Origin of the sequence: Promicromonospora sp. MS192, assembly GCF_049532985.1 — a bacterium.
Lineage (GTDB): Bacteria > Actinomycetota > Actinomycetes > Actinomycetales > Cellulomonadaceae > Promicromonospora.
In genome coordinates this window covers 350,488-372,031 of the sequence record NZ_CP186693.1, presented here as the reverse complement: position 1 = coordinate 372,031, position 21,544 = coordinate 350,488, and the positions used below count along the sequence as shown (strand labels likewise).

The following is a 21,544-nucleotide window of genomic DNA, read 5'->3' as shown; positions in this document are numbered from 1 at the left end:
GGCGCCGTCAGGCCCAGCGGCCCAGGCGGGTGCTCAGCAGGGCTATCGCGACCGGGCCCGCCGTCGACGTGCGGAGCACGTGCGGGCCCAGGCGGGCCGTGACCGCCCCGGCCTCGGTGAGCTGTGCCACCTCGGCCTCCGAGATGCCGCCCTCGGGGCCGACCACCACGAGCAGCTCCCCGGCGTCGGGCAGCGGCACCGCCGCCAGCGCCGTGGTGGCCTCCTCGTGCAGCACGAGCACCGCGCCGCCCGCCGCCACGACCTCCCGCGCCCGGGCCGCGAGCTGCTTGGTGCTGAGCGCGGCGGCGACGTCGGGGATGCGCGACCGGCGCGCCTGCTTGGTCGCGGCACGCACGGTGCTGACCCAGCGGGCCCGGGACTTCGCGGCCCGGTCCCCGCGCCACACGACGACGGACCGCTCGGCCTGCCAGGGCACGATCGCGTCGGCCCCCGTCTCGGTGGCGGCCTCGATCGCCATCTCGTCGCGGTCCCCCTTGGCGAGGGCCTGCACCAGCGTGACGACGACGGCGGGCGCCGGCTCGACGTCGACGTCCTCGACCCGGAGGTGCACCTGCGCGCCGTCCACGGACTCGACGACGGTGCGCAGGCGCACCCCGGCGCCGTCGACCACGTCGATCCGCTCGCCCGGGCCGCGACGCTGGACCACGCCGGCGTGCCGGCCCTCCGCGCCGTCGAGCACGTAGACCGAGCCGGCGGCGTACCCCGACAGCGGGTGCGCGACGGACGCCTCCGCGAGAAAGACCGGTGCGCTCATGGGCCGGCGGTCAGCGGCCGCTGAGCTTGTCGCGCAGGCGCGAGAACACGCCGCCGTGCACCGTGGCGAGCCGCGGCTCGGGCCGCTCCTCGCCACGCAGCGTCGCGAGCTGCTGGAGCAGCGCCGTCTGCTCCTCGTCCAGGCCCGTGGGCACGTGGACCTCGATGTGCACGTTGAGGTCTCCGCGCCCGGTGGAGTGCAGGTGCCCCACGCCGAGGCCCTTGAGCGTCACCACCTGGCCCGGCTGCGTGCCCGGGCGCAGGTCGATCTCCTGGAGCCCGTCCAGGGTGTCCAGCTCGAGCACGGTGCCGAGCGCGGCCGCCGTCATCGGCACCTGGAGGGTGCAGTGCAGCTCGTCGCCGCGGCGCACGAACGTGTCGTGCGCCCGCTCGCGGATCTCGACGTACAGGTCGCCGGCGGGGCCGCCACCCGGGCCCACCTCGCCCTGCGCGGAGAGCTTGATGCGGGTGCCGGTGTCCACGCCGGCGGGCACGTTGACGGCGATGGTGCGGCGCGAGCGCACGCGCCCCTCGCCGGCGCAGTCGGTGCAGGGCTCGGGGATGACGGTGCCGAAGCCGCCGCACGCGGAGCACGGCTGGTTGGTCATGACCTGGCCGAGGAACGAGCGCGCCACGCGCTGCACCGAACCGCGGCCGTGGCAGACGTCGCAGGTGCGGGCATGCGTACCCGGCCGCGCGCCGTCGCCGCCACAGGTGTTGCACACCACGGCGGTGTCCACCTGGATCTCGCGCTTGGCGCCGAAGACGGCCTCGCCGAGCTCGATGTCGAGCCGGACCAGCGCGTCGTTGCCGCGGCGGGCGCGCGGGACCGGCCCCGAGGGCTGCCCGCCGCCGAAGAACGTCTCGAAGATGTCCTGGAAGCCGAACCCGGCCCCGAACCCGCCGCCGGCGCCCCCACCGGGGGCGGTCGGGTCCACGCCCATGTCGTACTGCTGGCGCTTGTCCGGGTTGGAGAGCACCTCGTAGGCGCGCGCGACGTCCTTGAACCGGTCCTCGCCCGCCTCGCCCGCCACGTCCGGGTGCAGCTCGCGGGCCAGCTTGCGGTATGCCTTCTTGATCTGCTCGGGCGAGGCGTCGCGCGGGACACCGAGGATCTCGTAGTAGTCGGTCACAGGTCTCTCTTTGTGAGGAGGTTTGTGGAAGGGGTGTGTCAGCCGGGCAGAACTCGCGACAGGTAGCGCGCGACGGCGCGCACCGCGGCGATGGTGCCCGGGTAGTCCATGCGGGTGGGGCCGATCGAGCTCAGGATCGCGACGCTGTCGCCGTCGGACGAGCCGTAGCCTGACGTGACCACGGAGGTCTCCGACAGTCCGGCGAGCCGGTTCTCGTGGCCGATGCTGACGGCCACGCCGGCCTCGTCGGACATGTCGGTGAGGAGACCGAGCAGGACGACCTGCTCCTCGAGCGCCTCGAGCACGGGGCGCAGGCCCTGCTCGAACCGCATGCCGGAACGCGCCAGGTTCGCCTGGCCCGTGAGCACGATGCGTTCCTCGCTCTCCTCGGCGAGCGCCGCCGTGACGACCTCGGCCACCGCGGTGGCCAGCGCCCGGTGCTCGTCCGGCATCGCCTCGGTGAGCCGCGCGAAGGCGCTGCCGATCTCCGTGAGGCGGTGGCCGGCGGCCGCGGCGTTGAAGCGGGCACGCAGCTCGCCGAGCGTCCCGTCGTCCAGGGTGACCGGCACGTCGAGGAAACGCTGCTCCACCCGCCCCGTGTCGGTGATGACGACCACGAGGAGGCGCCCCTCGGCCGTGGGCACGAGCTCCAGGTGCCGCAGCCCGGACCGGCGCAGCGACGGGTACTGCACGACGGCGACGTGCCCCGTGAGCTGGGCGATGAGCCGCCCGGCGCGTGCCACGACGTCGTCCAGGTCGACCGCCTCGGACAGGAAGGTCTCGATGGCGCGCTTCTGCGGCTGGGTCAGCGGCCGCACCTCGGCGAGCTGGTCCACGAAGAGGCGGTAGCCCTTGTCGGTCGGGATGCGCCCGGCCGACGTGTGCGGCTGCGCGATGAGCCCGGCCTCCTCCAGGGCGGCCATGTCGTTGCGCACCGTCGCCGGGGAGACGCCGAGCTTGTGCCGCTCGGTGAGGATGCGCGAACCGACGGGCTCTCGTGTGCGGACATAGTCCTCCACGATCGCCCGCAGGACATCGAGCCTGCGTTCCTCGCTCATCGCGCTCACCTCCGTCCAGTAGAACGTCCAGGACCTGCACCCGGGTTCCTGCCCGCTCTCCAGCACTCTCAACGACCGAGTGCCAATCCTACGCGGCATGCGCCAGCGGCCAAGTCCCCGACCCGCTGTCGGCTCTCCGCGTACACAGTGCCCGCACACTCCGGCGCACGAACGGCGGGAGCGCACGGGCTCCCTCGTTCGGTCATCTGCAACACTCTCGCCCGCAAGATCGGTCGGTTGCCCCGAGATCGGTCGGTCAACCGACCGATCTCGGGGCAACCGACCGATCATCCCCGTGCGCTCGGCGCAACCGACCGAAGTTCGGGCAGCTGCGGGTGCGCGGATCCGCTCAGGTGCGCAGCACGCCCCTGAGGCTGCTCGGGCGCAGGGCGCTGCCCACCGTCTAGGGCGATGCCTTAGGCACCACCGACCCGTCCGCGGGAACCGGCAGCGAAGATGCGGCGACCACCCGATCCGCGGGCACCACCTCAGCGACGAGTCTGGAACCACTGCCGGCGCGGGGCCGGCAGGGACCAGGAGGCACCACCATGTTCGGCTTTTCCGAGTACACCGACTACCGCCGCCACGAGCAGGACGTCGACCGCCGCGCCGAGCAGGCCCGGGTCGCCCGCGAGCAGCGGGACGCCGCCCGCCGCCAGGACGCCGAGCGGCGCGCCGCCGAGCGGACCGCACGCGCCGGCCGCCGCGGTCCGGCCCGCGCCCGGGTCGCCTGACCCGGCCCGGGCCGGGGCGACGGGTGAGCCCACCCATGACGGCAGACCCCACCAGGACGGCGACCAGCGCCGGCCGGACCACCGGACCGGCATAGGACGATGAGCCCATGCCGGTCCCTCGCGCGCGCCTGGTGGGCCGAGCCCGCGAGCTCGGCACGCTCACCGCCGCACTCGACGACGTCCGCGGCGGCGCCGGCCGCACCGTCGTCATCGCCGGCGAGGCGGGAATCGGCAAGACCCGCCTGCTCGACGAGCTCGCCGCGCGCGCCGACGGCGTCACCCTCCTCACCGGGCAGTGCGCCGACGAGGGATCCGGCCCCCTGCCCTACGCGGCCCTCGCCGGCCTGCTGCACGCCCTCGTCCGGACCCAGGGCCCCGAGGCCGTCGTCGCCGCGGCCGGGCCGGCGGCCGGCGCCCTGTCCCCGGTGGCGCCCCAGCTCGTCGCCCCCGGCTCCGGCGCCGGAGCCGACCGCCTCCCCGAGGTCCTCACGAACCTGCTCGCCGGGCTCGCCGCCGAACGCCCCGTCGTCGTGGTCATGGAGGACCTGCACTGGTCCGACGACGTCACCCGCGCCGTCGCCCTGCGCCTCGCCCGTACCGCACCGCCCGGCCTGCTCCTGCTGCTCACCTACCGCAGCGACGACGTCGGACGCGCGCACCCCCTGCGCACCGTCATGGCCGAGCTCGACCGGGCCCGCCTCACGACCCGTCTCGACCTGCCCCGCCTGGGCGAGCCCGAGATCCGCGAGATGGCCCAGGACCTGCTCGACGCCGGCCTCGACACCACCTCGATCGCCGACCTGGCGGACCGCAGCGAGGGCGTCCCCTTCTACGTCGAGGAGCTGGTCGGCTTCCTCGGCACCGACCTGCCCGACTCCCTGCGCGACATCCTGCTGCTGCGCTACTGGAACCTGAGCCGCGCAGCCCAGGCGCTGTGCCGCGTGGTCGCGGCCGCCGGACCCCGCGTCTGGTACGACGTGCTCGACGACGTCCTGGCGGACCCCTCGACGGCATCCGGACCACGCGTCGTCCCGGACGGCGCCGAGCCCGAGGAAGCGGTCCGCGAGGCGGTCGAGGCACAGGTGCTGGTGGTCACCGACGTCGGGTACGCATTCCGGCACGCGCTGGTCCAGGAGGCCGTGTACGCCGAGCTGCTGCCCGGCGAGCGGCGCCGGCTGCACGCCGCCTACGCCCGGGCGCTGGAGCAGGCCCTGGCCCGGCGCGCCCGGTCGGTCGCGAAGCTGTCCCGCATCGCCGACCACTGGTGGCGCGCCGGGATGCTCGACAGGGCGCTCGCGGCGGCCGTCGAGGGCCACCGGGCCGCGGTGGACGGCGCGGCGTCGTCCACCGCGGTCGCCCTGGGTGAGCGCGCCCTGGAGCTCTGGGACCAGGTGCCCGACGCCGAGGCCGTGGCCGGCCTGCCGCGTCATGAGCTGCTCCGCACGGTCGCCGAGTCGCTGCGCGGGGCCACCCGGACCACCCGGGCCCTGGCCGTTGCGCACGAGGCGGTCGACGAGTGGCCCGCCGACGACCCGGCGGGGCTGGCCCGCATGCTCTCCGACGCGGCGCTCATCGCGGGCCACGCCGGCTCGGACGAGGGGCCCGAGCTGGTCGAACGGGCCCTGGCCCTCGTCGAACCGGGCCGGGACGACGCGGTGCGCGGGCTGCTCCTGATGCTGCGGGCGCGCCGCGAGATGCTCGTCGGCCGCCCCCGGGCGGCGATCGAGGCCGCGACGGCCGCCTACGACGCCGGCCGCGCGATCGGCAGCGCCGAGGTCGTGTCCGTCGCGCTGAACCTGCGGGGCGTGAGCCGGGTGCAGCTCGGCGACCCCGGCGGCCACGCCGAGATCGAGGCCGGCCGCGAGGCGGCCGGGGACATCTGGCACGGCCTGAGCCGGTACTACGTCAACGGGTCGGACGCCTGGCTCGTCGTGGGCGACTGGGCCCGGGCTGCCGCGATCGCCGAGGAGGGGATGAGCGCCGCCCGCCGGTACGGCTCGTCCGACTCGACCCGGATCATGATCGAGGGGAACCTCGCCGAGGCACAGATCGGGCGCGGCGACTGGGCCGAGGCCGCCGCCTGGTACGAGCGCGTCGTCCCGCCGATCCACGACAGCGTGTACTCCGTCTACCTCAGCGAGCGCCGGGTCTGGCTCATGACGTGGCAGGGACGCGTGGAGCAGGCGCAGGCCGAGGCGCGCCGCCGGGCCACGAGCTGGGAGCGCTTCGGGCACCTGGAGGAGCAGATCAGGTCACGCACCAGCGGGACACTGGCGGAGCTCGCGCTGCTGCGCGACGAGCCCGCCGAGGCCCTGGAGCGCATGTCGGTCGTGGTGGCCCCGGACCACGTGCGCCTGCCGGCCTACGACCTGCCGCAGCTCGCCGTGGCCGCGCAGGCGATCGCACGCCTGCGCGCGGCCGGGCAGGACGTGGACGACGCCCCCTACCGCGCCGCCCGTGACGAGTGCGCGCACTGGCCGACCTTCCCGCTGTGGTCGGCGCTGTTCGAGGCGGAGCTCGGCACCGGCCCGTGGACCGCTGTGGCCGACCTGCCGAGCCCCGGTCCCGTGCACCTGCGCGCCTACGCGCTGTGCCGCGAGGGTGCGCGGCTGCTGGAGGTCGGGGACCGGGGCGGAGCCCGGTCGACGCTGGGGTCGGCCGTCGCGGAGGCGGAGAAGATCGGGGCGGGGCTGATCGTCCGGCGGGCGCAGGGCCTGCTCGACCGGGCTGGGCTGACCGGCCCGGCCGAGGAGCGCACCGCGCCTGCCGAGGGGCCGGGCACCGGCCTCGGCGCGCTCACCGCACGCGAGCAGCAGGTCCTGGACCTGGTGGCCGAGGGCCTGACCAACGCCCAGATCGCCGGGCGGCTGTTCATCTCGGCCAAGACGGCCTCGGTCCACGTCTCGGCGATCCTGCGCAAGCTGTCCGTGGCGACACGCACGGAGGCCGCCCTCCTGGCCCGCCGTCGGTGAGTGCCGGACGTTCGTCCCGATGACACTCCGAACGGCGCGAACATCCAGCACTCGGCCGGGGGGCCGATCTACGCTCACCTCGTGTCCGACGAACGGTATGGGTCCGATGTGCTGTCTCCCCAGTTCCCCGGTGCGCAGCGGGGGCGGCGGCCCACGTCGCAGCCGACGCCCGCGGAGATCGGGCTCGTGGTCGAGGAGGTCCAGACCGGCTGGGTCGGCGCCGTCGTCCGGGTCGAGAAGTCGGGCGGCATGCACGTGGTGGTCCTGGAGGACCGCCGGGGCCGGACCCGCACCTTCCCGCTCGGCCCGGGGTTCTGGGTGGAGGGCAAGCCGGTGGTGCTGACCGCGCCCGTCGTGCAGCGCGCGCCCGCGAAGCCCGCGCGCACCGCCTCCGGGTCGGTGGCCGTGCACGGTGCGCGCGCCCGCGTGGCCCGGGGCAGCCGCATCTGGGTCGAGGGCAGGCACGACGCCGAGCTGGTGGAGAAGGTCTGGGGCGACGACCTGCGCATCGAGGGCGTCGTCGTCGAGATGCTCGACGGCGTGGACCACCTCGCCGAGCGGCTCGCCGAGTTCGGGCCCGACGCCGACCGCAAGGTCGGCGTGCTCGTGGACCACCTGGTGCCGGGGTCGAAGGAGCAGCGGCTGGCGGACGAGGCCCTGCGGGGCGTCCCCGCCGGGACGGTGCTGGTGCTCGGTCACCCGTACGTCGACGTGTGGCAGGCGGTGCGCGCGCAGCGGCTCGGGCTGGAGCGCTGGCCGGTGATCGAGCGCGGCACGGAGTGGAAGCTCGGCATCCTGCGCTCCCTCGGCTGGCCCGCCGCGACGCAGGCCGACGTCGCCCGGGGCTGGCAGCGCATCCTCGGCACGGTGCGCGACTACCGGGACCTCGACCCGGCCCTGCTCGGACGAGTCGAAGAACTTATCGATTTCGTGACCACCTCGTAAGCCGCAGCCTCTACGGTGGGGGCCATGTCCGAGAACCCACAGCAGCCGCAGCCGCCCCAGCAGCCCGGCCAGCCGTCTCAGCCGCAGCCGGGCCCCGCCTACGGGACACCGCAGCCCGGCTCCTCCCCGTACCAGGGTCAGCCCCAGCCCGGCCCCGCCTACGGCAACGGTCCGTACCAGCCGCAGCCGCTCACGCCGTCGGACGAGCGCATGTGGGCCATCTTCGCCCAGGTGGGCCCGTTCCTCGTCGCCTTCATCGCGCCGCTGGTGATCTGGCTCGTGCTCAAGGACCGGAGCCGGTTCGTGGAGCAGGAGGCCAAGGAGTCGCTGAACTTCCAGATCACCGTGATCATCGCGCACATCGCGGCCGCGATCATCTCCGCCGTCACCTTCGGGATCGGCGCGATCGTCTACCTCGCGTTCATCGCCGTGGTCGTGTTCCAGATCCTGGCGGCCGTCGCGAACGGCCGTGGTGAGCCGTACCGCTACCCGGTGAACATCCGCTTCATCAAGTGAGCCTGCGACGACGCCCCCTGCCACCGGCGGACCGGTGTCAGGGGGCGTCGTCGTCCCCGGGCGGAGCGCCTGGCGTCAGGCCGCGACGGGGCCGCCGGTCAGGCGGCGGAACGCGAAGGCGAGCGCGAGGGTGGCCAGCGGGATCGTGACGAACAGGCCGAGACCGCACAGCAGTGCGCCCACGATGTTGATGCCGAAGAGCGCGAGCTCCAGCAGGAACACGGCCCCGAAGTTCTTGCCCACCAGGCGGAACGAGCCGGTGAAGGCCTCCCACGCGTTGAGGTTGCGGTCCACCACGTTGTGGTAGGTGAACACGGCGAAGATCGCCACGGCGATGAGGCCGAGACCGCACAGCACGGCGCCGACGATGCTCGCCGCAAACAGCAGGAGCGCCGCGAGGATGATCATCCCGTAGCTGTTCACCTTGAAGAGCGTGCCCCAGGTGGCCTTCTCGCCACCCGCCTCACGCAGCGCAGCGTTGATGCCGAGGGCGCTGAGCACGGCGGTGATCAGGGAACCGATGAGCTGGAGCAGTGAGCTGCCCGTGGACACGCCTGCCGCGGCCGAGGTGCTGATGTCACCGCGCATCGCCGCCTCGTTGATCTCCTGGTAGTCCCCGAACGAGCCGGAGCTGAAGACCAGGCCGATGACGAACGTGAGCAGCGTGAAGAGCACCCAGAACAGCCAGTTGCCCGTGAACCGGCGCCAGCCGAAGCTCAGGGCCTCCCCCACGGAGAACGGGCCGGACGGCTGCGTCCCGTAGGTTCCGCCCGGACCGCCGTACGCGGGCGGCTGGGTCGGGCCGCCGTAGGCCGGGGGCTGCGTGGGCCCGCTCGGGGGCTGCTGCGCGGGGCCGTCGTACGGCGAGGGCGAGGCACCTGCGGGCGGGGGCGTGGCGCCGCCCGACGGCGGCTGGGCGGGGCCGCCCTCGGGCGGCGTCGGGCCGCCCGGCTGGGGCTCGTACGGGTTCTGCGGCGTGTTCTCGGTCATAGGGGCTCCCCTTGGTGGTCAGTGATCCGACCCCACCTTCACCCTTTCTCCGCAACACCGCACGCGGAACTACCGAGTTGTTATCCGTGCGTCAGGGGTGCACGCCCTCGCCGGTCCACCGCTGGACGAGGTAGGCCCCTACCAGGAGCATCGCGGGTGCCACCACGACCAGCCCGAGCCCGCACGTGACGACCGACGCGACGCCCAGGCCGGCGAAGATCGCGTACACCCCGAGCGTGGCCGGCAGGTGCGCCAGCACGAGCCCGATGCCGCCGCCCAGCGCTCTGCCGAACCCGGCCCCCTTGAGCAGCAGGAAGGGAACCGGCAGCAGGAGCAGGGTGAACACGACCTGCACGAGCCAGCCCACCATCGGCACGGCGGTGCTGACGAAGCCGAGCGCGCCGGTGATCACCGCGTACCCCAGCAGACCGCCGAAGCCGCGCAGCAGGAAGAAGTCGCGGAACCGGACACGGCGGTTCCGCGTCGCGGCCAGGGCACCGGCGTACAGGAGCGCCTGGAGCAGGAAGCACACCGCCGTACCCGCGGCGGCGAGCCCCTTGGCGGTGATCGTCCGGCCCGCCGCCTGCGCGGCGTCGACGGCCGCCGGGTCGGTCGCGTTCAGGATGCCGTCCAGGGCGGACGGGCTGAACACGAGCACGACGGCGCCCTGCGCCACGCCCAGCAGCACGCTCATCAGCACCCAGGTGCCCCAGCTCGCGCCGAACGCGCTCCACGCCCAGCGCCACGCCCGGCCGACCGTCGGCGGTTCCTCGACGAGCCCGTGCGCCGGCTCCGGGTCGGGGACGGCCGAGTACTGCGGGAGGCCCTGCTGACCAGGTGCCCGGCCGGGCTGCTGCCCCGGTTGCTGCGCCGGCGGCTGCTCCGGTGGCCATGCCTGCTGCCCGGGCTGCGCCGGAGGCTGCCGGGGCTGGTAGTCGGGCCGCCCGTACGGGTTGGCCGGGCGGCCGTACGGATCGCGCGGACCGTACGGGTCGAACGGTTCGGGCTGCCGGGGCTGCTGTCCGTACGGGTCTCGCGAGTAGCGGTCTCGCGAGTACGGATCCTGCGAGTACGGGTCCTGCGGGTTCCAGCCACCGTCGGTGTTGCTCATGCGCGTGCCCCTCGCCAGGCGGCCGGGCCGCCCCCTCACCCTGTGAACGGGCACAAGGTAGCGACGGTTTCGCCTACCGCGCAAACAAACCACCGGCGACGCCGCGGCCGGGCTCTCAGGACGTCAGGTCACGCACCACAGCGTCCGCCAGCAGGCGCCCGCGGCGGGTCAGGACGGCCCGCGGCCCGCCGTCCCCGGCGCCGACCGCGGCACGCCCGTCGAGCAGCCCGCGGGCCACGAGACCGGCCACCGCCGTGCGCCCCGACGGGGTCAGCACACCGAGGTCGAGGCCCTCGCGCAGCCGTACGCCCAGCATCACCCGTTCCAGGTGCGCCTCGCCGCGCGTGAGCAGCTCACGCCCCGCGCCCGGGCTCTGCCCGGCCTCCAGCCGTGTGGCGTAGGCACGCGGGTGCTTCACGTTCCACCAGCGGACGCCGGCCTCCTGCGCCGCGTCCGGACCGGACACGTAGCTGTGCGCGCCCGGCCCCACGCCCCACCAGTCGTCGCCGCGCCAGTAGCCGATGTTGTGCCGGCACTCGTGGCCCGGACGGGACCAGTTCGACACCTCGTACCAGCGCAGGCCCGCCTCGGTGAGCAGGTCGTCGGCGAGCTCGTACTTCGCGGCCTGGTCGTCCTCGTCGGGCAGCGTCACCTCGCCGCGCCGCACCTGGGCGGCCATCTTGGTGCCCGGTTCCACCACCAGGGCGTACGCGGACACGTGGTCCACCCCGGTGGCCAGCGCCGCCTCCACGCTCGCGCGCCAGTCGGCCAGCGACTCCCCGGGGGTGCCGTAGATGAGGTCGAGCGACACGTCGAGCCCGGCGTCCCGCGCCCAGCTCACGACGTCGGGGATGCGCGCCGGGTCGTGGGTGCGCTCCAGCGTCGCCAGCACGTGCGGCACCGCCGACTGCATGCCGAACGAGACCCGCGTGAACCCGGCGTGGGCCAGCACCCGCAGCGACTCGGGCGTGACCGAGTCCGGGTTGGCCTCGGTGGTCACCTCCGCGCCGTCGGCGAGCCCCCAGGCGTCGCGGACGCCGTCGAGCACCCGGGCGAGGTCCGTGGCGGGCAGCATCGTGGGCGTGCCGCCGCCGAAGAAGACGGTGGAGACCGCGCCGGGCGCACGCCCGGCGTCGGCCAGCACGCGACGGGCGAGCGAGACCTCGCGCAGCGCCGTGGTGGCGTACGCGGCCTGGTTGGCGCCGCCGCCCAGCTCGGACGCCGTGTAGGTGTTGAAGTCGCAGTACCCGCACCGCACGGTGCAGAACGGGACGTGCACGTACACACCGAACGGCCGGCCGGCGTCCGGGGACGACGGGCGCACCCAGTCGGGCAGCGCGCCGTCGTCCGGGACGGGGACGCCCGGAGGAAGAGCAGGCACCTACTTCTTCTTGTCCTTGGGCGCCGAGTCGGAGGAGAGCGCGGCGATGAAGGCGTCCTTCGGAACCTCGACCGAGCCGATGTTCTTCATGCGCTTCTTGCCCTCCTTCTGCTTCTCCAGCAGCTTGCGCTTACGGCTGATGTCACCGCCGTAGCACTTGGCGAGCACGTCCTTGCGCATGGCGCGGATGGTCTCGCGGGCGATCACGCGGGCGCCGATCGCGGCCTGGATCGGCACCTCGAACTGCTGCCTCGGGATGATCTCCTTGAGCTTGCCGGTCATCAGCACGCCGTAGTCGTACGCCTTCTCGCGGTGCACGATGGCGCTGAACGCGTCCACCTGCTCGCCCTGCAGCAGGATGTCCACCTTGACGAGGTCGGCACTCTGCTCGCCGCTGGGCTCGTAGTCCAGCGAGGCGTAGCCGCGGGTGCGGGACTTGAGCTGGTCGAAGAAGTCGAAGACGATCTCGGCCAGGGGCAGCGTGTAGCGCAGCTCCACGCGGTCCTCGGACAGGTAGTCCATACCGAGCTGCACGCCGCGCCGCTCGTTGCACAGGCCCATGACCGTGCCCACGAACTCGCTCGGCATCAGGATGGTCGCCTTGACGACCGGCTCCCGGACCTCCTTGATCTTGCCGCCCGGGAACTCGCTCGGGTTGGTGACCTTGACCTCGGTGCCGTCCTCCAGCGTCACGTCGTAGACGACGTTCGGGGCCGTCGAGATGAGGTCGAGGTTGAACTCGCGCTCCAGGCGCTCGCGCACGATCTCCAGGTGCAGCAGGCCGAGGAACCCGACGCGGAACCCGAAGCCGAGCGCCACCGACGTCTCCGGCTCGTAGTTCAGCGCGGCGTCGTTGAGCTTGAGCTTGTCCAGCGCGTCGCGCAGGTCGGGGTAGTCCGAGCCGTCCACCGGGTAGAGGCCGGAGAACACCATGGGCTTGGGGTCGCTGTACCCGCCGAGCGCCTCGCTGGCGGGCTTCGCCTGGTTGGTGACCGTGTCGCCGACCTTGGACTGGCGCACGTCCTTCACGCCCGTGATGAGGTAGCCGACCTCGCCCACGCCGAGCCCCTTGGTGGGGTTGGGCTCGGGCGAGATGACGCCGATCTCCAGCAGCTCGTGGCTGGCCTTGGTGGACATCATGGTGATGCGCTCGCGCGGGTTCAGGTTGCCGTCCACGACGCGCACGTACGTGACCACACCGCGGTAGGTGTCGTACACCGAGTCGAAGATCATGGCGCGGGCCGGGGCGTCGGCGTCGCCGACCGGGGCCGGGACGCGCTGGACGATCCGGTCGAGCAGGGCGTCGACGCCCTCGCCGGTCTTGCCGCTGACCTTGAGCACCTCGTCGGGGTCGCCGCCCACCAGGTTGGCGAGCTCCTCCGCGTACTTCTCGGGCTGGGCCGCGGGCAGGTCGATCTTGTTCAGGACCGGGATGATCTCCAGGTCGTTCTCCATGGCCAGGTAGAGATTGGCCAGGGTCTGGGCCTCGATGCCCTGCGCCGCGTCCACCAGCAGCACCGCGCCCTCGCACGCCGCGAGCGACCGGGAGACCTCGTAGGTGAAGTCCACGTGGCCCGGGGTGTCGATCATGTTCAGGGCGTGCGGCGTGCCGTCGAGCTCCCAGGGCATGCGCACGGCCTGCGACTTGATCGTGATGCCGCGCTCGCGCTCGATGTCCATCCGGTCCAGGTACTGCGCGCGCATGGCGCGCGCCTCCACCACGCCGGTGAGCTGGAGCATGCGGTCGGCCAGGGTGGACTTGCCGTGGTCGATGTGCGCGATGATGCAGAAGTTGCGGATCAGCTCGGGCGCGGTGGCGTTCGGCTGGATGCGCGCCGCGAGCGTGGGACCGGGGATGGGCAAAGCGATCTCGCTCCGTCGTGGTGTGGTCGTAAGAGGGCCAGCCTCCATTCTCCCACGTCCCGTGCGAGCGGGGGACGTGCGTGCCTACGGTCGAGGGACAGCGACCCCGACCGACGGAGGACGACCATGTCTCACCTGACCGGAAAGCAAGTGCTGGCGATCGTGACGAACTACGGCGTCGAGCAGGACGAGCTGCTCGTACCGGTGCGCCACCTGCGCGACCACGGCGCGGTGGTGACCCTCGCCGCCGTCTCCGGCGAGGACGTCCGCACCCTGGTGGGCGACGAGAAGCCGGGCGAGGCGGTGGCACCCGACACGACGTTCGACGCCGTCGACCCGGCCGGCTTCGACCTGCTGCTGGTCCCCGGCGGCACCATCAACGCGGACGCGCTGCGGCTCCAGCGCCCGGCCGTGGCCGTCGCCGAGGCGTTCGCAGCCTCGGGACGGCCCGTGGCCGCCATCTGCCACGGACCGTGGCTCCTGGTGGAGGCCGGCCGGGTCGACGGCGCGACGCTGACCAGCTACCCCTCCCTGGCCACCGACGTGCGCAACGCGGGCGGCACCTGGGTGGACGAGCCGGTCGTGCGGGACGACGGCGCCGGGTTCCCGCTCATCACGTCCCGGAACCCGGGCGACCTGCCCGACTTCCTGCGCGAGGTCGACGCCGCACTGGCCCCGTGACGCGGGCGGCCGGCCTGTCCGAGGACAGACCGGCCGCCCGGGTCCGACGCCGTCAGGCGAGCTGTCCCGCCGTGGTCCGGGGCAGCAGCCGGTTGAGCACGTCGGCGAGCGTGACCACGCCGAAGTCGACCGCGGGGCCGGCCGGGCCGTCGCCGTCCGACCGGGGCACGACGGCGAGGTGGTTGCCCGTCTCGCGCATCCGCGTCAGGGCCGTGTGCAGCGGCACGTCCGCCTCGAGCACGAACACCGGCCGGGTCACGTCCGCGACGGACGCGTCGTCGGCCAGCAGGAGCGTGTCGCGCACGTGCACGACGCCTTCCGGCCGACCGCCGTCGCCCTCGACCAGGATCCGCAGGTGACCCGAGGCGCGGGACGCCTCCTGCACCTGCGCGGCCGTGGCCCCGTGCCCGACGGCGGACGGCGCCGCGTGGCCGGCCAGCAGGTCCTCGATGGTCAGGCGGCGCAGGTCGAGCGCGCCCGAGAGCTGGTCGGAGTACGCCACGTCGAGCGCGCCCACGCTCGCGGAGTGCTCCACGAGGTGCCGCAGGTCGTCGGGCCCCTGCCCGGAGGCGACCTGGTCCGCGGGCTCGACGCCCACGCGCCGCAGGCACCAGTTCGCGGCGCCGTTGAGCGCCACGAGCACGGGCCGGGTCACGACCATGAACGCCCGCATCGGCAGCGCGAGCATCGTCGCGCTGGCCTCGGGGTGGGCGATGGCCCACGACTTGGGCGCCATCTCCCCCACCACCAGGTGCAGGAACGTGACGATGACCAGGGCCAGCACGAAGCCCGCGACGTCGGCGGCCCAGTACGGGGCGCCCCACGTCTCGAACACCGGCGTCAGCCAGTGGTGCACCGCGGGCTTGGTGATGGCACCGAGCGCCAAGGTGCAGATCGTGATGCCGAGCTGCGAGCCTGCCAGGAGCACGGTGAGCTCGCTGGCGCTGCGCAGCGCGGCCCGGGCGGAGCGGCTGGTGGGCGCGGCGTCCTCCAGGCGGTGCCGCTTGGCCGCCAGGAGCGCGAACTCCACGGCCACGAAGAACGCGCTCAGCGCGATGATGACGACGGTGGCGGCGAGGACCACCCAGGGGTTGCTCATCGGGTCTCCTCCCCGTGCGCCGCGGCGCTCTGGGTCGCGACGTCCTGCGGTTGCTCGGCCTCGACCAGGGTGACCTTCACGCGGGACGGCACGTGCCGCTCCACCTCCAGCACCTCGATCCGCAGCGCCTCGGCCGGGTGCGGCTCCGGCGCGACCAGGTCGGCCGGGTCGGCAGGCAGCACGACGTCGACCACGTCGCCCGCCGCCGGCAGCGTGCCGTGGGCGGCGATCGCCAGCCCGGCGATCGTCTCGTGGTCGCCCTCGGGCAGGTCGCGCTCGACGGCGCGCTCCACCTCGTCCAGGTGCACGTCGCCCGCCATCACCCAGACGCCGTCCGACGCCGCGGTGACGGGATCGATCTCGTCGTCGTGCTCGTCGGTGATCTCGCCGACCAGCTCCTCCGCGAGGTCCTCGACGGTGAGCACGCCGGCGAACCCGCCGTACTCGTCCACGACGCACGCGAGCTGGTTCCGCGTGGCCGACAGCTCGCGCAGGGCGTCGGGCAGCCCCATCGACGTGGGCAGCACGAGAGCAGGACGCATGAGGTCCGCGACGCCTCCGGGCTCGTGCCCGCCCGCGGACAGCAGGTCCGCGAGGTGGACGACGCCCGCGACCTCGCCGTCGTCGTCCACCACGGGGTAGCGCGAGTGCCCGCGGGCCATCAGCTCGCGCACCTGGGTCAGCGGGTCGGTGGTGTGCACCACGTCGACGCGTGCGCGCGGGATCATCGCGTGCTCCACGTCCTGCCGCGGGAAGTCGAGGATGCGGTCCAGCAGCACCGAGAGGTCGTCGGGCAGGTCGCCGCTGGCGCGCGAGTCCGCGACGATGTGCTCCAGGTCGCGCACGGTCGCCGAGTGCTCGACGTCGTGCACCGGCTCGATGCGCAGCAGCCGCAGCAGGGCGTTGGACGCGGCGTCGAACACCTTGATCAGCCAGCCGAACACGGCCAGGTAGGCCGTGGTGGACCGGGCGAGCCACAGGGCCACGGGCTCGGGCCGTGCGATGGCCAGGTTCTTGGGGACGAGCTCGCCGAACAGCATCTGGACGAGCGTCGAGAAGACCAGGGCGAGCACGGTACCGATCGCGATGCCAGTGCCCATCGGTACGCCCACGCCGCCGAGCGCCTCGCCCAGCGCCTCACCGACCAGCGGTTCGGCGACGTAGCCGACGAGCAGGCCGGTGACGGTGATGCCGAGCTGCGCGCCCGACAGCATGAAGCTCGTGCGGCGCGTCACGCCCAGCGCCCGGCGGGCGCCGGCGTCGCCGTTCTCGGAACGGGCCGCGAGCCGGGCTCGGTCGACGGCCATGTACGCGAACTCCTGCGCCACGAAGTAGCCCGTCGCGGCGGTGATCGCGAGGATCACCAGCACGCCCAGCAGGAGGGAGATCACCCAGCTCAACGCCACCACCTCCGGCCCGGTGTGCTACGGCGTACGGCTGGGCGGGGACTATGACTGTCTGCGTCCATGATCCTTCACTGTGTGGTGCTGGCGCTGCCCCTCGGCAGGTCCGCCGGGGTACGTCGCGTGGAGAACGACCCAGGTGTCCCTACGGTTCCACGGTTCACCCGGCTCGTCATCCGGAGCCCGCCCGGTCGTGTCGGTGGCGGGCGGTACCTTTCCGCACATGACCCTCGACCACCTGTCGCTGCTGGCCCGCCTCCAGGGCGACTTTCTCGCCGCCCTGCCCGGCGCCGACCCTGCCGCCCGGGTGCCCGCGTGCGGCGACTGGACGGTGCGCGAGCTCGTCGAGCACCTCGCCGGCGTGCACCGCTGGGCGGCGAGCAACGCCTACCGGGTGGACACCGAGCCGCTCGGCGAGGGCCCGTTCGACCTCGCACCGCACTACGCCGCCCAGGCGGCCACGCTGCGGCGGGCCCTGGCCGAGCTCCCGCCCGACGCGACGGCGCGGGTGCTGGCCCACCCCGAGCCCCTGGGGCCCGGGCCGGTACGGTTCTGGCACCGCCGTCAGGTGCACGAGACGCTCGTGCACCTGCACGACCTGCTGGCCGCGTCCGCGGGAGCGGGCACCCTGGGTCTCGCGCACGCCGAGCCGGAGGTGTGGGCGGACGGCGTCGACGAGGTGGTGACCGTGCTCCAGCCCCGGCAGGTCGGCCTGGGTCGCATGGAACCGCTGCGGCACCCGGTGTCCCTGGTGGCCACCGACGTGGCCGGCACACCCGCGTGGGTGCTCGGGGCCCCGGGGCAGCGCGCCGAGGAGGTGTCGCCCGGCGTCGTGGTCTCCGGGTCCGCCGAGGGGCTCGCGCTGATGCTCTGGCACCGGCTCACGCCGGCGGAGGCAGGGCTCACCGTGGAGGGCGACCGCGCCGACCTGGAGGCGGCGCTGGCCGAGCCGGTCGTGCCGTAGGCATCAGGAGAAGGGGTCGCCCGGGTCCTTCTTGACCCACCGGACCTCGTCGAGCGTGACGAAGCTGGGGTCGAAGCTGCTGCCGTTCCGCGCTCGGGCATTCACCACGACACGGCCGGACGTCGGGGAGTTGTGGCACTCGCGAGTCCCGAGGTCCAGCGTGGCCCCGTCAGCCTTGACGACGGAGAACTTGCACGTCGCGCCCCGCTTCTGGAGCCGTGCGGTGATCCACTGCTGATCGACGTCGGCGAGCGGCACACCGACAGACATGCCCGGGGTGCCCATCTTCACCTTCTTGACCCCGTCCTCCAGCAGGTTGGCGACGAACAGGTCGAGCTCCTCCTCGACCGTGAACACCTCCGGCATCATGGCCACGGTGAAGACGCCGACGGAGTCGATCACGTTGCTGTGGATGTAGACGTGCGCCGAGAAGTCCCCGGAGCCGCGCAACGTCGTCGACGTCCCGGTCACGCAGCGGCCGCCCTCGGCGGACGCGTCGCCCGTGCGGCGGAACCCGAGGCGCCACCTCTGGACGGTTCCGCCGTCAACCGGGTACCACAGGTCGGGTGACCTCGTCGTCTCGATCTCGGACCCGTACCAGTTCGGCGACGCGGCGTCGTACCGGCAACCGATCGTGTAGACGTTGCCGGCGTCGTTCCTGAGGGTGACGTCGAGGCCGTCCGCGACGGCAGCGCTCCCGGTGGGCGGGCGCACGAGACTCGCGCCGAGCGCGACCGCGCACACCAGGACCCCCGCGACAAGCACGGCCGACCTGCGCATGATTCCTGTCATGACTCTCCTCGAGGGTGTCCCTGCCGCTCACGTCAGACGTGCGTCGCGACCGTACCGCCGAGCGCCCACCCTGTACACGAAAGGAGACGAGCGTCCCGCACAGGTCGGCGTTCAGGCCCCGACCACTGCCGCGATCCGGGCCTGACTCGCCCGGGCGAACGCCGGCCAGCGGTCCCAGTAGTACGGCAGGGCGATCACGGCCTGCACCAGCATCCAGCCGCGGCCCCGTTCCCAGGCGTCGTCCGGGTCGGGCAGCCCGTCGGTCGCCGCCGCCCGGAAGTCGGCACGCTCGGCGGCGGTCAGACCGGTACCCCAGGCGGGGATCAGATCGGCCGCCGGGTCGCCGACGCCCATGGCGCCCCAGTCGATGACACCGGTCAGCCGGCCACCGCGAGCCAGGAGGTTGCCCGGCAGGAGGTCCCCGTGGATCCAGTGGCCCTCGGCCGCCGGGCGTGCTGCCAGCGACCGCTCCCACGCCTCGGTCACGGCGGGGCCGTCGATCCGGTCGCCGGACGCGAGCACGGCAGCGCGGACGTCGTCGTCCAGCCGGGCGAGCGGGACGCCGCGCGAGGTGCCGTCCTTGACGGGGCCGCCGTCGACAGGGACCGTGCGCAGGGCCGCGACGAGCTCGCCGAGGTCGCGGACGCCGGCACGGCTCAGGTCACCGGGTGCGGGCGGATCCTCCACCAGCCAGGGCACCACCGACCAGCGGAACGGGTAGCCCGCGCCAGGCTCGCCGACCGCCCGGGGCGCCGGGACCTCGACGGGCAGGTGCTCGGCCAGGTGCGGGAGCCAGCGGGCGTCGGCCAGGGCGTGGTCCTGGGCCCAGGCGATCTTGGGCATGCGGACCAGCAGGTCGTCGCCGAGCCGGAACAGGTGGTGGTCCGTGCCGCCGGCGGGCCCGGGCGTCACGGGGAGGTGCGCCCAGCGCGGGAACTGCTCGGTGACCAGGCGATCGACGAGTTCCGGGGTGGAGACGACCTCGTCGTCGTGCAGGCGCATGGCCCCACCGTGGCACCGCGAGGAAGACCCGGTCGACGGAATTTCGGGCCCGCACCCAACATTCCGCAGTTACCGCCGTCGAACGTAGGGCTGGTCGCTCTCTCGGCGGTCATGGGGCGAGGAAACCTGCGTTCGGTACGCGTCGGTTGGTGCCATGTCCGGCCGCCGTCGATGAGTTCGGCGGGGCGTCGTCGTCGGACGTGGCATGACCGACTTCGCCACCACCAGCCAGGGCGACCGTGTCGCCTACGACCTGCGCGGCGGGACCGGGCCCGCGCTCGTCTTCGTGACGGGCGCCGGGCCGGACCGGGCCGACGACCCCGTCACGGCCGAGACGGCCCGGCGCGTCGCCGACGCCGGGTTCACCACCGTCACGTTCGACCGGCTCGGGCGCGGCCAGAGTCCCGCCGAGGGCCGCCTCGACCTCGACCGCGAGCTGGCCGCCGTCGCCGCGATGATCGACGTGGCGGGCGGGAAGGCCGTGCTGGTCGGGCACTCGTCCGGCTGCTCGGTGAGCCTGCGGGCCGCCGCGGCAGGACTGCCCGTGACCGGCCTCGCCCTCTGGGAGGCGCCCCTGGGCGACCCGGCGGCGACCACCCGGGCGTGGGCCGACGAGATCGAGCGCCTGCTCGACGCCGGCGACCACGAGAACGCCATGCGGCACTACATGAAGGACATGCCGCCGGAATGGCTCGCCGGCCTGGAGGCGTCGCCCGCCTGGCCCGTCCTCGCCCGGACGGTCGCCGCCTACCGCGCGGACGCACAGTCGCTGGCCTGGGCGCAGCAGGCCCTGGAGGACGGGACGCTGCAGGTGACGGTACCCGTGCTCGCGATGTACGGGGCCGAGACCTTCCCGGAGATGCCCGTGGCCGCGGCGAGCATCGTGGCCGGCGTCCGCGAGGGCACGGAGAAGGAGGTGCCGGGCGCGATGCACAGCTGGGAGCCGGCACCCATGGCAGCCGAGCTCGCGGGGTTCGCCCGGCGATGCGCCGGGTAAGTCGCTGATGCGCGGTTCACCCGTTCCGGTACGGTTCCGGACGTGACCTTCGCATCAGACAACAGCTACCCCGGCGACTACGAGGGCGACGTCCACCCCCTCTACAACCCTGAGCTGGACGGCGACCCCGACCCGGGCGAGGTCGTCTGGACGTGGGTCCCCTACGAGGAGGACCACAGCCAGGGCAAGGACCGGCCGGTGCTGCTGGTGGGCAAGGACGGACCGTGGCTGCTCGGCCTCCAGCTCACCAGCCAGGACCACGACCGGGACGCGCTGCAGGAGGCGCGGGCGGGCCGCATCTGGATGGATGTCGGCACGGGCCGCTGGGACCCCTCCGGCCGCGAGTCGGAGGTGCGGATCAACCGCGTCGTCCGGATCGACCCGGACGACGTGCGCCGCGAGGGCGACATCCTCGACCAGGACGTCTTCGACGAGGTCGTCAAGTACATGGACCGGGCGCTCGACCTCACCTGACGCGCTGCCGGGTCGCCCGGCGCCGCCCCGCCTGCCCGCGGGCCGACGTCGGGCTACCCTGCCCTGCGTGACCCAGAACCCGTGGCTCAAGCTGCTCGGCGACGTCGTCGAGGCCGTGGCCCGCACCGCACTCGACCAGAACGACCGTCGCACGGGCGGTGACCGGCCCGCACCGGCGCCCCGGCCCACGCGCCAGGCGACCCGGACCCTCCCCGACACCGACGGCTACCCCGGCGACTACGTGGGCACCGTCACCCCGGTCTACCGGCCCGAGCTCGACGGCGAACCGGACCCCGGCGAGGTGGTCTGGTCGTGGGTTCCCTATGAGGAGGATCACAGCCAGGGCAAGGACCGGCCCGTGCTCCTGGTGGGCAACGACGGCCCGTGGCTGCTCGGCCTCCAGCTCACCAGCCAGGACCACGACCGCGACGCCGAGCAGGAGGCCCGCGCCGGGCGTCGCTGGATGGACATCGGCACCGGGGCGTGGGACCGCTCCGGCCGCCCCTCGGAGGTGCGGCTGAACCGGGTGGTCCGGATCCACCCGGACGCCGTGCGGCGCGAGGGCGCCGTCCTCGACAAGGCGGTCTTCGACAGGGTGGTCGCGGCCCTCTGACCGGCGGGCCGCCGCGGCCTCGATGCCCGCCGCGGCCGGGCG

General features: G+C 73.7%; 20 protein-coding genes. 9 read left to right on the top strand and 11 right to left on the bottom strand.

What is annotated here, in order from left to right:
* Window positions 1-7 precede the first annotated feature (7 nt).
* From ACO229_RS01650 to hrcA, 3 genes are read right to left on the bottom strand one after another with little or no spacing between them, the layout of a single operon-like run.
* On the bottom strand, window positions 8-775 hold the full coding sequence (locus tag ACO229_RS01650) for a 16S rRNA (uracil(1498)-N(3))-methyltransferase (RefSeq protein WP_397411142.1): 768 nt from the start codon (window positions 773-775) through the stop codon (window positions 8-10).
* Window positions 776-785: 10 nt separating this feature from the next.
* Window positions 786-1,907, bottom strand: a complete 1,122-nt coding sequence (gene dnaJ, locus ACO229_RS01645; protein WP_397411144.1) for a molecular chaperone DnaJ — start codon at window positions 1,905-1,907, stop codon at window positions 786-788.
* A gap of 38 nt (window positions 1,908-1,945) precedes the next feature.
* Window positions 1,946-2,965, bottom strand: a complete 1,020-nt coding sequence (hrcA, locus tag ACO229_RS01640; RefSeq protein ID WP_397411146.1) for a heat-inducible transcriptional repressor HrcA — start codon at window positions 2,963-2,965, stop codon at window positions 1,946-1,948.
* A 548-nt stretch (window positions 2,966-3,513) separates the two neighbouring features.
* Between hrcA and ACO229_RS01635 the strand changes: the two genes are divergently transcribed.
* The 4 genes from ACO229_RS01635 (at window position 3,514) to ACO229_RS01620 (ending at window position 8,132) form a co-directional block, all read left to right on the top strand.
* The gene (locus tag ACO229_RS01635) at window positions 3,514-3,699 is read left to right on the top strand and encodes a hypothetical protein (protein WP_397411148.1); all 186 of its coding nucleotides are present in this window, start codon (window positions 3,514-3,516) and stop codon (window positions 3,697-3,699) included.
* 107 nt (window positions 3,700-3,806) lie between these two features.
* Complete coding sequence (locus tag ACO229_RS01630) at window positions 3,807-6,671, top strand: ATP-binding protein (protein ID WP_423463509.1); 2,865 nt, start codon at window positions 3,807-3,809, stop codon at window positions 6,669-6,671.
* Window positions 6,672-6,752: 81 nt separating this feature from the next.
* Entirely contained in the window at window positions 6,753-7,616 is an 864-nt protein-coding gene (locus ACO229_RS01625; RefSeq protein WP_397411152.1) for a DUF3097 domain-containing protein, read from the top strand.
* Between the two features lie 24 nt (window positions 7,617-7,640).
* Window positions 7,641-8,132, top strand: coding sequence for a DUF4870 domain-containing protein (locus ACO229_RS01620; RefSeq protein WP_397431025.1), 492 nt, complete (start codon window positions 7,641-7,643; stop codon window positions 8,130-8,132).
* A 75-nt stretch (window positions 8,133-8,207) separates the two neighbouring features.
* On the opposite strand, the gene ACO229_RS01615 is transcribed toward ACO229_RS01620, so the two are convergent.
* From ACO229_RS01615 to lepA, 4 genes are all read right to left on the bottom strand, one after another.
* Window positions 8,208-9,122, bottom strand: coding sequence for a hypothetical protein (locus tag ACO229_RS01615; protein WP_423463508.1), 915 nt, complete (start codon window positions 9,120-9,122; stop codon window positions 8,208-8,210).
* A gap of 91 nt (window positions 9,123-9,213) precedes the next feature.
* On the bottom strand, window positions 9,214-10,233 hold the full coding sequence (locus tag ACO229_RS01610; protein ID WP_423463507.1) for a hypothetical protein: 1,020 nt from the start codon (window positions 10,231-10,233) through the stop codon (window positions 9,214-9,216).
* Window positions 10,234-10,348: 115 nt separating this feature from the next.
* Entirely contained in the window at window positions 10,349-11,614 is a 1,266-nt protein-coding gene (gene hemW, locus ACO229_RS01605; RefSeq protein WP_423463506.1) for a radical SAM family heme chaperone HemW, read from the bottom strand.
* Window positions 11,615-13,477 (bottom strand): translation elongation factor 4, encoded by a 1,863-nt coding sequence (gene lepA / locus ACO229_RS01600; protein ID WP_423463505.1) that lies wholly within the window; start codon window positions 13,475-13,477, stop codon window positions 11,615-11,617. It abuts the gene before it with no gap.
* Between the two features lie 126 nt (window positions 13,478-13,603).
* Here lepA and ACO229_RS01595 point away from each other — a divergent pair, with 126 nt between their 5' ends.
* Window positions 13,604-14,158, top strand: coding sequence for a DJ-1/PfpI/YhbO family deglycase/protease (locus ACO229_RS01595; RefSeq protein WP_397411164.1), 555 nt, complete (start codon window positions 13,604-13,606; stop codon window positions 14,156-14,158).
* A gap of 52 nt (window positions 14,159-14,210) precedes the next feature.
* Here ACO229_RS01595 and ACO229_RS01590 read toward each other — a convergent pair whose 3' ends face one another.
* Window positions 14,211-15,257 (bottom strand): hemolysin family protein, encoded by a 1,047-nt coding sequence (locus ACO229_RS01590; RefSeq protein WP_423463504.1) that lies wholly within the window; start codon window positions 15,255-15,257, stop codon window positions 14,211-14,213.
* Window positions 15,254-16,657 carry a hemolysin family protein gene (locus ACO229_RS01585; protein WP_423463503.1) on the bottom strand — a complete coding sequence of 468 codons (1,404 nt, stop codon included), beginning with the start codon at window positions 16,655-16,657 and terminating at the stop codon, window positions 15,254-15,256. Before ACO229_RS01585 ends, ACO229_RS01590 begins: the two co-directional genes overlap by 4 nt.
* A 226-nt stretch (window positions 16,658-16,883) precedes the next feature.
* On the opposite strand from ACO229_RS01585, the gene ACO229_RS01580 reads away from it, so the two are divergent.
* Complete coding sequence (locus tag ACO229_RS01580; protein ID WP_423463502.1) at window positions 16,884-17,624, top strand: maleylpyruvate isomerase N-terminal domain-containing protein; 741 nt, start codon at window positions 16,884-16,886, stop codon at window positions 17,622-17,624.
* Window positions 17,625-17,627: 3 nt separating this feature from the next.
* Here ACO229_RS01580 and ACO229_RS01575 read toward each other — a convergent pair whose 3' ends face one another.
* Window positions 17,628-18,416: a hypothetical protein gene (locus ACO229_RS01575; protein ID WP_423463501.1), complete on the bottom strand. Its 789-nt coding sequence runs from the start codon at window positions 18,414-18,416 to the stop codon at window positions 17,628-17,630.
* Window positions 18,417-18,527: 111 nt separating this feature from the next.
* The gene (locus ACO229_RS01570) at window positions 18,528-19,418 is read right to left on the bottom strand and encodes an aminoglycoside phosphotransferase family protein (RefSeq protein ID WP_423463500.1); all 891 of its coding nucleotides are present in this window, start codon (window positions 19,416-19,418) and stop codon (window positions 18,528-18,530) included.
* Between the two features lie 205 nt (window positions 19,419-19,623).
* Between ACO229_RS01570 and ACO229_RS01565 the strand changes: the two genes are divergently transcribed.
* The 3 genes from ACO229_RS01565 (at window position 19,624) to ACO229_RS01555 (ending at window position 21,502) form a co-directional block, all read left to right on the top strand.
* Window positions 19,624-20,415, top strand: coding sequence for an alpha/beta fold hydrolase (locus ACO229_RS01565; protein ID WP_397431034.1), 792 nt, complete (start codon window positions 19,624-19,626; stop codon window positions 20,413-20,415).
* Window positions 20,416-20,457: 42 nt separating this feature from the next.
* Window positions 20,458-20,889, top strand: coding sequence for a type II toxin-antitoxin system PemK/MazF family toxin (locus ACO229_RS01560; RefSeq protein ID WP_397431035.1), 432 nt, complete (start codon window positions 20,458-20,460; stop codon window positions 20,887-20,889).
* A gap of 67 nt (window positions 20,890-20,956) precedes the next feature.
* Entirely contained in the window at window positions 20,957-21,502 is a 546-nt protein-coding gene (locus tag ACO229_RS01555) for a type II toxin-antitoxin system PemK/MazF family toxin (protein WP_397411180.1), read from the top strand.
* Window positions 21,503-21,544 lie beyond the last annotated feature (42 nt).